11 protein-coding genes and 1 tRNA gene are annotated in these 14,053 nt (G+C 57.5%); 6 read left to right on the top strand and 6 right to left on the bottom strand.

The annotated features are described in order from the left end of the window. From P8X48_04295 to P8X48_04310, 4 genes are all read right to left on the bottom strand, one after another. Window positions 1–508 (bottom strand): hypothetical protein (locus P8X48_04295; protein MEJ2106540.1); only part of this gene is annotated, 508 nt, incomplete at its 3' end. 106 nt (window positions 509–614) lie between these two features. Then, complete coding sequence (locus P8X48_04300) at window positions 615–1,589, bottom strand: AAA family ATPase (protein ID MEJ2106541.1); 975 nt, start codon at window positions 1,587–1,589, stop codon at window positions 615–617. Between the two features lies 1 nt (window position 1,590). Continuing rightward, on the bottom strand, window positions 1,591–3,144 hold the full coding sequence (locus tag P8X48_04305) for a hypothetical protein (GenBank protein ID MEJ2106542.1): 1,554 nt from the start codon (window positions 3,142–3,144) through the stop codon (window positions 1,591–1,593). Between the two features lie 8 nt (window positions 3,145–3,152). Continuing rightward, window positions 3,153–3,842 (bottom strand): polysaccharide biosynthesis/export family protein, encoded by a 690-nt coding sequence (locus P8X48_04310; GenBank protein MEJ2106543.1) that lies wholly within the window; start codon window positions 3,840–3,842, stop codon window positions 3,153–3,155. Between the two features lie 620 nt (window positions 3,843–4,462). Between P8X48_04310 and P8X48_04315 the strand changes: the two genes are divergently transcribed. Continuing rightward, the gene (locus P8X48_04315; protein ID MEJ2106544.1) at window positions 4,463–5,404 is read left to right on the top strand and encodes a J domain-containing protein; all 942 of its coding nucleotides are present in this window, start codon (window positions 4,463–4,465) and stop codon (window positions 5,402–5,404) included. A gap of 44 nt (window positions 5,405–5,448) precedes the next feature. Here the strand turns inward: P8X48_04315 and P8X48_04320 are convergent, their stop codons facing one another. Beyond that, window positions 5,449–6,849 carry a TIGR03013 family PEP-CTERM/XrtA system glycosyltransferase gene (locus tag P8X48_04320; GenBank protein MEJ2106545.1) on the bottom strand — a complete coding sequence of 467 codons (1,401 nt, stop codon included), beginning with the start codon at window positions 6,847–6,849 and terminating at the stop codon, window positions 5,449–5,451. Between the two features lie 592 nt (window positions 6,850–7,441). On the opposite strand from P8X48_04320, the gene tviB reads away from it, so the two are divergent. Further along, the gene (gene tviB / locus P8X48_04325; protein MEJ2106546.1) at window positions 7,442–8,719 is read left to right on the top strand and encodes a Vi polysaccharide biosynthesis UDP-N-acetylglucosamine C-6 dehydrogenase TviB; all 1,278 of its coding nucleotides are present in this window, start codon (window positions 7,442–7,444) and stop codon (window positions 8,717–8,719) included. Between the two features lie 62 nt (window positions 8,720–8,781). Next, window positions 8,782–9,792, top strand: a complete 1,011-nt coding sequence (locus P8X48_04330) for an NAD-dependent epimerase (protein MEJ2106547.1) — start codon at window positions 8,782–8,784, stop codon at window positions 9,790–9,792. On the opposite strand, the gene uvrB is transcribed toward P8X48_04330, so the two are convergent. Next, on the bottom strand, window positions 9,793–11,835 hold the full coding sequence (gene uvrB, locus P8X48_04335; GenBank protein ID MEJ2106548.1) for an excinuclease ABC subunit UvrB: 2,043 nt from the start codon (window positions 11,833–11,835) through the stop codon (window positions 9,793–9,795). Window positions 11,836–11,909: 74 nt separating this feature from the next. Between uvrB and P8X48_04340 the strand changes: the two genes are divergently transcribed. The 3 genes from P8X48_04340 to P8X48_04350 all read left to right on the top strand — a co-directional run bounded on the left by P8X48_04340 (window position 11,910) and on the right by P8X48_04350 (window position 13,979). After that, window positions 11,910–13,103, top strand: coding sequence for a pyridoxal phosphate-dependent aminotransferase (locus P8X48_04340; GenBank protein ID MEJ2106549.1), 1,194 nt, complete (start codon window positions 11,910–11,912; stop codon window positions 13,101–13,103). Window positions 13,104–13,282: 179 nt separating this feature from the next. Continuing rightward, on the top strand, window positions 13,283–13,867 hold the full coding sequence (locus tag P8X48_04345; GenBank protein MEJ2106550.1) for a GspH/FimT family pseudopilin: 585 nt from the start codon (window positions 13,283–13,285) through the stop codon (window positions 13,865–13,867). A 36-nt stretch (window positions 13,868–13,903) separates the two neighbouring features. After that, window positions 13,904–13,979 (top strand) — tRNA-Asn (locus P8X48_04350). The last annotated feature ends 74 nt before the right edge of the window (window positions 13,980–14,053 follow it).

Below are 14,053 nucleotides of genomic sequence, written 5' to 3' on the forward strand. Positions count from 1 at the left end.
CGTCGATTACGCGGCTACCCAGAATCAGACTGCTCACGGGGCTGAAACGCACCCGGAAGTCTGGACCGGTCTCAAATACGTTTACTCTCTGCTGGTTGGCCGGGGTGGCTGGGCTCAGTGGGTCAACGGTGGACATCGCGAGCCGATCCCGTGCGGCCCAGGTGAAACGATCTGGCGAGATGATCCACAGCCCGTTCGCATCGAGCGTTCCGGTTAGGTTGTTGCCAAAAGTATCGTATACATAGTCGCGGTAAAATCCTTCCCCGCGAACATCGATCCTGGCGGTCGACGTCGTGTCAGCGTAGGCGCCGCCAAGACGGAGGGTTTGGGTGATGTCGGATGTGGGGCTCAGAGAGCGGGTAATGTTGTCGCTATATTCCAGAGAATAGCCGGCCAGAAACGCGGTCTGCGCTGCCCGCGCATGGGATCCGCCAGACAGCAGCGCGACCACAACGAACCCCAGTACCGGAACGTACCGGTTGTACACCCGGCCCCCTTGTTTTTCCATTCCCCTATCATCCTGTCGTTTTGTCGCAGCTTCCTGTGGATCGATGCCATCGCCGCCAGCTATGTGCCGTTGTCTGGTACAGGTGCGAAATGTGCCACAGAACCGACTATTCGCTCTTTTGCCACAGCGATCTCAGCCGATCGATCGCGACTTTTGACGCACGGGGAATATCCCAAAGCGTCTTCAGTTTCTCGATTGCCACGTCCGGCACATGAGGAACGTCATTAAAGACAGCTCCGAGAAATTTGTCCTGTCCGATCGCCCTGGCCGCATCCACGATGCGCTGTTGTGTGAACCTGCCATAGGGAACCACCAGAATCACGTAGTCGCATAGGTCCGTCAGGATCCCCGTATCTGCAGATTCCAGAATCGGTGGCGTATCAATAATGATGTACCTGTCGCGGTAGCGCTGTTTCGCCGACTCGACAAGCTCACTCATCTTCGTCGACGTGAAATACTCTACAAGCCCTTCCCTTTCTCCCCCACTCGGGATGAGCCGCATCCGCCGGATGCCAGTTGGGTGTATGATTTCTTCCATTCCCACGTCGTCCATTTCATCGTCGAGATAGTCGGCCAAGCCGTACCGATCGACTTCCTCCCCCCGATCGCCTTCCTCGCCAAGTTCCATGCCCTGGCTGCGAAAATTGCAGTCAATGACCAGAGCGGTCTTGCTCTCATCAAATGCGAATGCGGCAGCGAGATTCAATGCGGTAAACGTAACGCCGCTGGCATGCGAAATTCCCGTAACCATAATCGTTGGGTTTTCCCCGCCATTCTTCTTGACGATCTTGGTGCGCATCCGCCGATACGCATCCACCACCCCCCGATCCGGCATTTCCGGAGAGATGATTCTCATCTCGGCCAATGCCTGCTTCTCGTATTGCCATGGTTCACGCATGCGCGCGATCTCATAGCGTGGGGAAATCCCCAGGCTCTTGCCGTTAGCCGGAACCAGCTTCCCGGCCGCAACCTCCACCAGTTCCCCTTTGGCTTTCGCGGTCTTCCGGCTTCCGTTACGTCGTTTCACCTTCCGCGAGCCTTCTCTTTCTGCGTCTTTAGGAATATCCCGATGCTCTTCCATATCACAGTATTCCTCTCAACTTGAGAATCCCCGCGACAACCGTGAGCGCCAGCGTCCCCATCACAACAAACGCCAGTCGCCCAAATTCATTTGCCAACGCCGCTTCCTCCGACGGGGTCCCCAAATGGGGAACCACGCTTAATACCGGCAAACCCAACTCCTCCGACAGCAGGGACTCTGTTCTGACGCGAGGATCAAACCGGTACTTCAGCACTAACAGCCCGAACGGCATGCCAACACCCAGCAGAACCCCCATGGCAACAAAATGTACGAAACGCAATCCACTCGGGCGGAGCGGCAAAAACGCGGCCTGATACAATCGCAGCGTGAGCCCTTGCTGCCCTAAATCCATATTCATCGATACGCGCGCGTTTTCGCGCTTTCGCAGCAGGTCGCGATATATGTCCCGATTGACCTCATAGTCCCGGGTAAGTTCAGCCAGTTGCGCCTCGCCGGAGTGAACTCTCTTCCCGCGGTTGATTTCTTCAGACAACATGCGCTCTTTCTCTTTGAGACGCGCCCTGAGCGTATCGATACTGGTTCTTGTATCGGACATCTCGCGCCGCAACTTCTGGTACAGCGGGTTGATGATCAGGCTCTGTTCGACAACATCATCCGTCCCCGACCCTTTTTTCGCTTTCGGATGCTCGCGCTCCTTCCTGTCGGCTATGATCGCCTTCTTCAGATCCTCGATCTGATGTTTGATCGAGACGATGTCCGGATACGTCTCACGGTAGGAAAGCCGCAAGGTATCGAGCTGCGTCTGCAATTCCGAGATCCTGGCAGCGTATTGCGACTCCCGTGACAGGACTCCCGCAACCGCAGTCTCCCCGCTCAACTGCTTCCTCAGGGATTCTGCCTTGATTTGTGCTTCGCGCAGGGCCTCGCGCGTATTCTCGATACCTTCCTGCAAGGTCGTTATTCGATTTCCAACCTGCGTTCCGGTCCCGGGGATCGCGTCAAGATTCTGCGAACGGACCTCCTTGAGTTCTTGTTCCGCCTGCGTCAGTTTCTGGTGGTACTGTTGAACTTGTTTGTTGATAAAGTCGAAGGCACGTTTGCTCTCCTTCACCTGCTCCGCAACGCTCGCCTCCATAAAGAGATCTGCATACTTCTTGACTACGCGGTACGCTTCTTTCGGATCGGTCGAGCTATACGAAATCTTGATCAGATTTCTGCCCACATTTACCACGTCTGTGTGACGTTTTAGTTTCTCAATCCGCTTCTCAAGCTCAAGTGGCGAATCGTTCTTCACCCCGGGGTGGGTATCCTCCAGCACCGCGGTTAGCAGATCCCGGCCATAGATGATCTCTCTCGCATTTCTCGCCCGGTCCTGCACATTGGTTGCAACCGCAGTCCCCTGCATGAGGGGCTCAATGATATTCTTTTGCTCTACGTAAATTGTGGTATACGACGTGTACGTCTTTGGCCATACCAGACCAGCGGATACAAAGGCAATGCAGATCAACGCAAACAGAGCAACGACTGCCTTTCGGTGAAGGTAGGCCTCGTTTGCGATGATCTTTGCGACTTGTTCGATTGGTATATGAACCATATCGCCCCCTAGAACAAACGTTCCGGGACAGTAACCACATCCCCTGGTTCAAGGGCGACGTTCGTCGCCAGCCTGCCGCGAGTCAGTATGTCCCCCAGCTTGATCTTGATCACTTCTGTTTTTCCGCTTCGATGTTTGCGATAAAGCTTCGTTCGGTTCGGTGCTGCGAATTCATTGATTCCGCCGGCGGCCAACACGCAGTCCAGAACTGTCATCCCACGCCGGTACGGCAATGACACGGGGGCGCGCACGGCCCCCGTAACGCGGATCCGTGAAAGATATTCATTGCTACGAAGTTGCGAAACGATAACGGCAACTTGGGGATCGCGTATGTATGCTGACAGACGCTTCTGGATTTCCTGAGCAACCTCTTGCGTCGTGTGCCCACCGGTGGACACATCACCAATGAGCGGCATCGAAATCTTGCCATCCGGGCGGACGGGTACGGTTACTGACAAGTCAGGATTGCGCCATACGGAAATCTTGACGACATCATCGACGCCAATGCGATACACACCGACAAGCTTCGAAACGCCAGACATCTCCGGCTTGTCCGCTGCGCTGGACCCGGCCTTCGACACGGAATTTGATGATGTCGATGGACCCGCGGGATTGCTCGCACAGGCGGATACCATCAACAAGATCAGAACTACTACAACCGAATGCACCCCACGTCCCATAACCTTGACGTCTTCCAATTTCCCCTTGCGTTGATACAGGGCGACGGCCGCCTTTGGAGTCTGGCTGGCATCGTCATGCCCTCTGTGTCCTCGCCACCTCGGGCAGCCATTGCACCTGCTTCCGCAATGAACCCACCGCCGGCACAGGCAACCCTGCACAACCAGTGGGACCGTAGCATCACAGGCGTGACCGCTTCTTCCTGGTGACGGACCCCGAATATCCGTTTGTACTTCTTGAACCAGTTGATGATTCGGTGATGTAGTTTTTTTCTCACCGAACCACCCGCTGGCCGGATTCAATTTTCTTCTTTTCCGGGTTCGACCACAAGTAGCCCCCCCTGTATGCTCGACGTGGAACGGCGCCTCCACATCACCGGACTTCCCCGCGGCCGGTTGCCAGGGATGCAGAACGAAGGAAATATTGTTATTTTCCAGATTCATATAGCGATAAACTCCATTCGTTATTAAGAATCGACAGGGTCGAATGATGCCGCGGTACTATTCACGATCGCATAACCATTGGCAAAAACTGGCACAAACGCGATTTACTGAACGACTGGCGATGGGAAATGTGCAACACGCATGCCATTCGCTGTCCCGGTGGACCGCGGCCCGCATGAACTAGTCTGGTGGGTTACGTGACGAATACCAACGAAATCCGCCGCTGGTACCGGACGCTCGGACTCGAACCGGGATGCGACTGGAATGACATACGCGCCGTGTACCGGAGACTGGCGCAAAAGTGGCACCCCGATCGCTTTCCGGAAGGCTCCCCAGAGGGCGAAGAAGCGCGCCGGAAAATCGTCCAGATCAACCAGGCATACCAGAGCCTGTCGGACTACCGAAGGCGACATGGGAGCCTCCCCCGTTTCCCCAAAGAGACTTCCGCGAACCCGTCCCGGGAATCACAGGGATCTTCCTGGGCAACACAGCCGTCGTCGGTATTCGATGATGGGTGGAAGGGGCGGCGGCGCGATCACGACTCTGACCGTGGCACACGGGCCCGATGGCGGCCAAGACTGATTTGGCTCCTCGGCCTCAGTCTGGTGGTTCTGTTTGGCTACGACGAGTTGTTTCCGCCGCCGAGCCCGGATGCCACGCGCTACAGTGCCCTGGACAAAGCCGACAATCGGGGGCCGGACCGGGACTTGGTGTCTCCCGCCCCCTCGCCCGGCATTGCCACAACCGACGCCTCAAGTTACTTCACGATTGGGTCCAGCCGACAGGACGTGCTTCGGATTCAGGGTACCCCATCCCGAGTCACCGAAGACACCTGGCACTATGGCCGGTCGAAGGTATTCTTCGAAAATGGCAAGGTAAGTGGCTGGAAAGAAAGTCCAGGTGATCCTCTGTCTGCCATTCCCCCTCAGGAAGAGGCCCCCGCCCCGGCGGACGCGCCGACCCGAAACGTCCAATTCTCCATCGGGTCAACCAAGGCGGAAGTGCTCGCCGCCCAGGGCGAGCCGATCATCAAAACCGATACACTCTGGGACTATGGCGTTTCCAAAGTCTACTTCCGCAGAGGCAGAGTATCGGGCTGGTACAACTCGCCCATAGACCCGCTGCACACCAAAGAATAGTCCCGGCCGGAAACATCTCGATCGGCCCGTGCTTGCCCGAGCTATCAGCGCGCGCCTCGGCCGAACAGAACCACCTGCGCGGTTTGAAACATTATGATCAAGTCAAGGAACAAGGTGTGGTTCTTGACATAGTACAGGTCATACTGAAGTTTCTCTTTTGCATCCTCAATCGAGGATCCATACGGATAACAGATCTGTGCCCAGCCGGTGATTCCCGGTTTTACGGCGTGCCGGGCGGAATAGTACGGGATCTTGCTGATCAGCTGATTCACGAAGAAGGGCCTTTCCGGCCGCGGACCAACGAAACTCATATCCCCCTTCAGCACATTGAACACCTGAGGCAGTTCATCAATGCGCACTTTCCGTATGAACCGCCCGATCGGAGTAACGCGCGAGTCCTTCTGGCTCGCCCACTGCGGTGCGCCCTCTTTCTCGGCATCGACCCGCATACTGCGGAACTTCAAAATATCAAAGTTCTGTCCGCATTCTCCCACCCGAGTCTGCCGATAAAATACGGGGCCATTACTGGTCAGTCGGACCGCCAATGCGGTCAGGAGAAAGACCGGAAACGTCAGTAACAGCAGCGATGCACTGACAGCAATATCGAAGACTCTTTTCACTGTAGTGCGGATATTGCTCCGATTGAAACCATCGGAGAATACCATCCAGCTCGGATTCAGCGATTCGAGTTGGACCTTCCCGGTCTCGCGTTCGAAAAACGTTGAAAGATCCACTACGTGGATCCCCTCCATACGGCATTCAAGCAGATCCTTCATATTCAACGTGCCACCCCGACGCTGCCGAATCCCTACCACCACTTCGTCAACCCTGTTCTGCCTGGCCAGGGCCAGCAGCGGAGCATTGTTTGGGACCAGTTGCTCGGGGTCCACTTCGATTTCATGGTCGTCGGCCCGGACAAACCCTACCAAGGCAAATCGATTGTGATTGTCTTTGGATTTCGCGAGTTCGGCGATCTTGGCCGGCCGTGATCCGGTACCCAATACGATTACTCTTCGCCGACCCGCGCCACCGCCAAGAACGACAAAGAACAGGACACGAATTGCGGTCACAGCGGCAAAAGCAATCACCAGTGAGATTCCCAGTACTCCTCGACCGAGGAACAGATGCGGCACAACATAGAAGATGACCGTCAAAGCGGCAAAGCCGAGAACGAAGCTGACGCCGTGCAAGAAATAGGAGTTGCGCTCACCCCAACGGAACTCGGCGTTGTAGAGCCCCAGGACCAGAAAGATCGTGAGCATGGTCGCGGTGATGACAATCGCTCGACCATAGAGGGGGCCAAGTTCGTTCAGGTTTTCCGCCGTGCCGCCCAGGTAGCGCAGATGCGCAGCCGCGTACACGGACCCGAAAAACACCGCTCCCTCAAGAAGCGCCAATATCCACGTAGGCGCATCGAGATAGTGTCGAAAAACACGAATCTTCATCGCCGGCCCCCCCAGTGGCGCAGCAACTTTTTCCTCAGATGGTTCTTGTTCGTCGGGACCGCGTCTCCCCGCAGAGCACGCCCGACTCTAATCAGGATGGGTCCGGTGCGATCCCCAGTTTCCCCTCATCGGCGCACGTTCACGTCGACGAGGGGCGCCGTAGTCGCTTTCCCGACATCCCGGTATTTCTTGAATTCTCCTGTTCCTAAACTATAGCCCACCGCACATTTTTTCCAAGCACACCCGGGAGTGACGGACCCACGCAAGGAAAATTACAATACGCGGCCTTTCGATCCCGATCTGTGAAAAAACGCGGGCCGATTATAGAGTCCACCAGCCAATTTGTGCTACCAGAACGGATGTGCAATATGAACTATGCTCAGACGTAGACTGGAATCACATCAAATCGGTATGCTACGCCCCTTCGGGGAATAGACCGGTCTGCACTGCTGCCGAATTCGCAGCGTCCAACCGGAAAAAAACAGGATCGTGGGCCATTCCCGCGATAAATTTCATTTGGCATAAATGTATTTGTCGTAGACTTGTCGCGGCTTGTCGCGACTCGCGCGGCGGAATAATCGGGGTGTAAAATATGCGTGACCTGAATGAGGCAAGAATCGGCGTCATCGGACTCGGCTATGTCGGACTCCCTCTTGCCGTGGAATTCGGTCGAAAATTCGATACCGTCGGATTCGACATCAATACGGGCCGCATCGACGAACTACGCAGCGGAAAAGACAGCACATTGGAGGTGGAACCGGCAGAGCTGGCGAACGCCACCCACCTTCGATATTCCTCTGAGGCTTCGGATCTATCGACCTGCAACTTTCTTATCGTAACGGTGCCGACCCCGGTTGACCGGCACAAGCAGCCTGACCTGTCCCCATTGCGGTCCGCGAGCAAAACCGTCGGACAGGTTATTCAACCGGGGTCCATCGTCGTCTTCGAATCCACCGTTTATCCAGGCGCAACGGAAGAACAATGCGTTCCGATAATCGAACAGGAATCCGGACTTGCCTACAACAAGGATTTCTTTGCGGGATATAGTCCGGAACGCATAAATCCCGGAGACAAGAATCATCGCGTGACGTCGATCGTCAAGGTCACGTCGGGATCAACGCCAGAAATCGCTGACTTCGTCGATAGAGTCTATTCCGCGATTATCACCGCCGGTACCTTTCGCGCATCAAGCATTCGGGTAGCCGAAGCTGCGAAGGTGATCGAGAACACACAGCGGGATCTTAACATCGCGCTGGTCAATGAACTGTCGCTGATTTTCTCCCGTCTTGGAATCGATACCCTGGAAGTGCTCGAAGCGGCAGGCACCAAATGGAATTTTCTTCCCTTTCGGCCCGGGTTGGTCGGAGGGCATTGTATCAGCGTAGATCCCTATTATCTGACACACAAAGCGCAGGAGATCGGCTATAACCCGGAAATCATCCTGGCCGGTCGTCGCATCAACGACGCGATGGGAGGCTATGTCGCGGATCGGGTTGTCAAACTGATGACCCAGCGCCGGATTCACGTGGCAGGATCCAGGATTCTCGTGATGGGTTTTGCGTTCAAGGAAGATTGTCCAGACCTGCGCAACAGCCGCGTGATTGACATCGTCCAGGAATTCAGAAGTTTTCACGCAACGGTCGATATCTTCGATCCCTGGGTCAATCCCGAGGAGGCGAAAGAGGAGTATGGCGTGGATCTGACCACGGCGCCGCAGGACAATCAGTATGACGCAATTGTGGTCGCCGTTGGGCACAGCCAGTTTCGGGAGATGGGCGCCAACGCAATTCGCAAACTGGGTCGCGAGGACTGCATCTTGTTTGACGTGAAGTCAGTCTTCCCCAGCGAATATGTCGACGGCAGGTTGTAACAATCGGCACGGCCCAAGAACGGTCGGCAGCACATGATCATCCAGAAAACAGGAAGAAATAGATGAAAGTACTTGTTACAGGTTCCGCGGGATTTATCGGGTCAGCGCTTTCCATGCGCCTGCTTGAACGCGGGGATGAGGTCATCGGCATTGACAATCTCAACGACTACTACGACGTCAATTTGAAGAAAGCGCGTCTGGAACGAAACCTGAACCACGATGCCTATACGGATGTCAGAGTCGATCTTGAGGACCGGGAGAAGATCGCCCAGGTATTTGCGCAGCACCAGCCGCATCGGGTAGTAAATCTTGCGGCTCAGGCCGGCGTGCGGTACTCGCTCGAGAACCCCCATGCCTATGTGGATACGAATCTGGTCGGCTTCGTCAATATCCTGGAAGGCTGCCGACACAATGGCGTTGAACATCTCGTATATGCCTCCAGCAGTTCGGTATATGGCGCCAACACCAATATGCCATTCTCGGTGCACGACAACGTCGATCATCCGGTGAGCCTGTATGCTGCCACCAAGAAAGCCAACGAACTGATGGCGCATACCTACAGCCACCTTTACCGACTGCCCACCACGGGTCTGCGATTCTTCACTGTGTACGGTCCCTGGGGCAGGCCGGATATGGCCCTGTTTCTGTTCACGCGCAATATTCTCGAGGGCAAGCCCATTGATGTTTTCAACTATGGAAAACATCGGCGAGACTTCACCTATATCGACGATATCGTCGAGGGCGTTGTCCGGACTCTGGATCGGATCCCGGAGCCGAATCCGGACTGGTCCGGAGACAAACCCGATTCAGCGTCCAGTCTGGCGCCGTACCGGCTCTACAACATCGGCAACAATCAACCCGTTGAGCTCCTTCACTACATCAAGGTGCTGGAAAACTGCCTTGGGAAAAAAGCAGAACAGAACCTGCTGCCCTTGCAGTTGGGCGACGTTCCGGATACGTATGCCGACGTCGACGACCTGGTCCGGGACACCGGATACAAGCCGATGATGACTGTTGAAGAGGGGATCAGCCGTTTTGTGGACTGGTATCGGGACTACTACCAGGTAGCGTGATCAGGTTCCCTGGTCGGCGGCCACATCCGTCCCTTCAAATCGGGTCGTCTTGATGGCCTCGATGCGATCACGCACCGCCGCCGCCTCCTCGAATTCGAGATTCTGGGCGTGCCGGTACATTTCCTTCTCGAGTTGCTGTAGCAACTTGCTGAGTTTCGTTGCCGGCATGGCCTCGTAGCGGGCAGCCTCCTCTGCTGCCATTTGGCCCGCCTTGCTACGTGGCCGACCACCCGGGCCACGCCCGGGAACGCCTTCGATGATGTCCCGTATGGCCTTCTGGACGCCCTGGGGAGTGATGCCATGGGCCTCATTGTATTTGGTCTGCCGGCGCCGACGCCGTTCGGTTTCGTCCAGGGTCGCCCGGATGGAGGCCGTAATCGTGTCGGCATACAGAATTGCCTTGCCATGCAGATTGCGCGCGGCACGCCCCACCGTCTGGATCAGCGATCGGGTCGATCGAAGGAAACCTTCCTTGTCCGCATCGAGGATCGCCACCAGCGAAACCTCCGGCATATCCAGACCCTCACGCAGAAGATTGATCCCCACCAGCACGTCGAACACTCCGGCGCGGAGATCGCGGATGATTTCTACCCGCTCCACCGTCTCAATGTCCGAATGCAAATAGCGTACGCGCACCCCGTGTTCGTTCAGATAATCCGTGAGATCCTCGGCCATCCGCTTGGTCAGGGTGGTTACCAGGACCCGCTCCCCCGCCTGCGCGCGCAGGTTGATCTCCGAGAGCAGGTCGTCCACCTGGCTCGCGACCGGCCGGATCTCTACTTCCGGATCCAGCAGACCTGTAGGGCGGACCACCTGGTCGACGACCGTTGGACAGTGCTCCAGTTCATAGGGCCCCGGGGTCGCCGACACGAAAATGGTCTGCGGCATCATGGCCTCGAATTCATCGAAGCGCAGTGGCCGGTTGTCCAGTGCCGACGGCAACCGGAATCCGTATTCCACCAGAGTCTCTTTGCGCGACCGGTCCCCCTTGTACATGGCACCGATCTGCGGCACCGTAACGTGACTTTCGTCGAGCACGAGAATCGCATCATCGGGCAGATAGTCGATCAGTGTCGGAGGCGGTTCCCCGGCCGCCCGCCCGGAAAGGTACCGTGAGTAGTTTTCGATTCCCGCGCAGTAACCGATTTCCTGCATCATCTCCATGTCGAAGCGCGTGCGCTGCTCCAGCCGCTGCGCCTCGACCAGCTTGTCCGCCTGGCGCAACTCGTCGAGACGGACTTTCAATTCCTCGCCAATCTGCTCCACCGCGTGCAGGATTGTTTCCCGCGGTGTGACGTAGTGGGACTTCGGGAAAACCGTCGTGCGCGACAAGCGCTCTACGACTTCGCCCGTCAGCGGGTCGAACTGGGACAGGGCATCGATCTCGTCTCCGAACAATTCCACCCGGACGGCCAGCCGCTCCGAATCGGCCGGATAGATATCGATCACATCGCCTCGTACGCGAAAGGTACCGCGCCGTAACTCCATGTCATTGCGCGTGTACTGCAGCTCCGCCAGGCGCCGCAGGATGGCGCGTTGATCCGTTGGCGCGCCGGCGCGCAGGTGCAGAATCATGCCATGGTAGGACTGGGGGTCGCCCAGACCGTAGATGGCGGAGACCGTTGCGACGATGATGCTGTCGCGGCGCTCCAGCAGGGCCTTGGTGGCGGAAAGGCGCATCTGTTCGATGTGTTCGTTGATGGATGCATCCTTCTCGATATAGGTATCTGATGACGGTACGTAGGCCTCGGGCTGGTAATAGTCGTAATAGGAGACGAAATACTCGACGGCATTGCGCGGGAAGAAATCGCGCAGCTCGGAATACAGCTGCGCGGCCAGGGTCTTGTTCGGCGCCATAACCAGAGCGGGCCGCTGAATGCGGGCAATCACGTTTGCAACGGTGAACGTTTTGCCGGAACCGGTGACGCCCAGGAGGGTTTGCCAGGCCTCCCCCGCGGCCATACCCTCGGTCAGGGCATCGATCGCGGCCGGCTGGTCGCCGGCCGGCTCATAGGGGCTGCTCAGTTCAAAAAATTCGCTCATCTACTGTTCGCGTGGCAGTTCTTGGAATATATTAACGCAGTTTTCTGTAGCCCGTTTTCCCGGATCTCGCACCCTTGTCAAAGCCATTCCTTTCGCAACGCGTTCAGCGGATCAAGCCTTCGCCCACGCTGGCCGTCACCAATCGCGCGCGCGAACTGCGTGCCGCCGGCAAGGACGTTATTGGCCTCGGGGCTGGTGAACCGGATTTCGATACGCCCGAACACATCAAGGAAGCGGCAATCCAGGCAATTCGCGACGGGTTCACGAAATACACCGCCGTCGACGGCACGCCGGAACTGAAACAGGCAGTCATCGCCAAGTTCCATCGCGACAACGGCCTGGACTATGACGCGGACCAGATCCTCGTTTCCTGTGGCGGCAAGCAGAGTTTCTTCAACCTGGCGCAGGCTTTGCTGGATGCCGGCGATGAAGTAATCATTCCTGCCCCGTATTGGGTGTCCTATCCGGATATGGTGCTTCTGGCCGATGCGAAACCGGTGATCCTCCACGCCGGCATTGAGCAAGGGTTCAAGATTACGCCGCGACAGCTGGAGGCCGTGCTGACGGACCACACTCGGCTGTTCGTGATCAATAGCCCCTCCAACCCCACGGGGGTCGCCTACACGCGTGCCGAACTGGCGGCCCTGGGAGAGGTCTTGCGGGGATGGCCCGAGGTAGTCGTCGCGACCGACGATATGTACGAGCATATCCTGTGGGCGAATGAGCCCTTTTCCAATATCGTCACTGCCTGCCCGGATCTTCTCGATCGCACGGTGGTTCTCAACGGTGTTTCCAAGGCTTATTCCATGACCGGCTGGCGGATTGGCTATGCGGCCGGCCCGACAGAACTGATCGGGGCCATGAAGAAGATCCAGTCCCAGAGCACGTCCAACCCGGCATCGATTTCCCAGGCGGCCGCGCGCGCCGCCCTGGACGGCGACCAGGGCTGTATCACGCCGATGTTGCAGGCCTTCCGCCAGCGCCATGACCACGTGGTGGAACGACTGAACCGTATCGCGGGATTTCGGTGCCTCCCGGCTGACGGAACGTTCTACGCGTTTCCGGATGTTCGCGAGACTGTTTCCGCCCACGCCGGCATCGCTGACGACGTGGAACTGGCTGAATGGATCCTGAATGATGCCGGCGTGGCCCTGGTGCCCGGTTCCGCCTTTGGCGCCCCTGGCTATCTGCGCCTGTCTTTTGCCACCGATATGGCATCCCTTGATTCTGCGCTGGACCGGATCGAAGGCCTGCTGGGCAAGAACTAGCCGGGCCGTCCTCGTCCTGTCACACCCAAAGTGACTCGCTGCCAGAACCTCCGCGAAAAGCCGTCAGGCGGCCTTGTCGCATTCGAGCACGACCCATAGAATAATAGTCTGCTGTCGCCCAATTCCGGCAGGAAGCCGAATGGCGCGATTTCACAAAGCGCAAATCAAGGAGGATGAGCGTGAGAAACCTTTTCGTGCCCCACTCCGGGGTATTCTGTCCCGTTTTTCGGGCACCGGCCCGACAGGCGGGCTTCAATCTCGTCGAAATCCTGACCGCGGTCACCGTTCTGGCCATCCTTGGCAGCCTGGCCCTGCAAGCGGGGCAACTGCTTCGCCGGGAAATGACGTCGTCCGAAGTGAACGACCTCATGGCCTCCCTGTCCTATGCACGCAGCACCGCGATCAAGACGAGACAGACCATCACGGTCTGTAAAAGTGATGACGGGCAGCGATGCGGTCGTGGTGCGAGCTGGGACGGAGGCTGGATCACGTTTGTCGACCGGGACCGGGACCGGATCGTGGACCCGGAAGACCAGCTCCTGCGCGTCCACGAGGCCCTGCCGGCCGGGAGCCGGTTGCGGGACGGATCGGGATATTTCTACTACGTGATGTTCAAACCGGACGGCTCCGGATGGCCCAATGCCACGTTCACCTTCTGCGGACCGGCCGGATACCGTCGCGCCATCGTCCTGTATCGGACGGGCCGGGCCCGGGTTTCGCCCCTGTCCTCGGGCCGGACAGCGCTGGATTGCGGTCTTTCTTGACCGGTCCGGGGGGCGTCAGTACCATACGCGCCCTCTTCCCCGGTAGCTCAGTTGGTAGAGCAGAAGACTGTTAATCTTTTGGTCGGCGGTTCGAGTCCGTCCCGGGGAGCCAAAATATCCGAGCGCCGCCTCCTGTACCCGGCAACCCGATACGGCCGGCCCGCGCGCACCGCGTCAGCCGTCTGC

The organism is Acidiferrobacteraceae bacterium (assembly GCA_037388825.1).
Lineage (GTDB): Bacteria > Pseudomonadota > Gammaproteobacteria > Acidiferrobacterales > JAJDNE01 > JARRJV01.

Bases quoted from the DNA above. Each gene is read 5' to 3' on its own strand.
- uvrB (MEJ2106548.1), bottom strand. From the start codon at position 11,835: ATGAGCGAATTTTTTGAACTGAGCAGCCCCTATGAGCCGGCCGGCGAC.
- tviB (MEJ2106546.1), top strand. From the start codon at position 7,442: ATGCGTGACCTGAATGAGGCAAGAATCGGCGTCATCGGACTCGGCTAT.
- P8X48_04330 (MEJ2106547.1), top strand. From the start codon at position 8,782: ATGAAAGTACTTGTTACAGGTTCCGCGGGATTTATCGGGTCAGCGCTT.
- P8X48_04320 (MEJ2106545.1), bottom strand. From the start codon at position 6,849: ATGAAGATTCGTGTTTTTCGACACTATCTCGATGCGCCTACGTGGATA.
- P8X48_04305 (MEJ2106542.1), bottom strand. From the start codon at position 3,144: ATGGTTCATATACCAATCGAACAAGTCGCAAAGATCATCGCAAACGAG.
- P8X48_04300 (MEJ2106541.1), bottom strand. From the start codon at position 1,589: ATGGAAGAGCATCGGGATATTCCTAAAGACGCAGAAAGAGAAGGCTCG.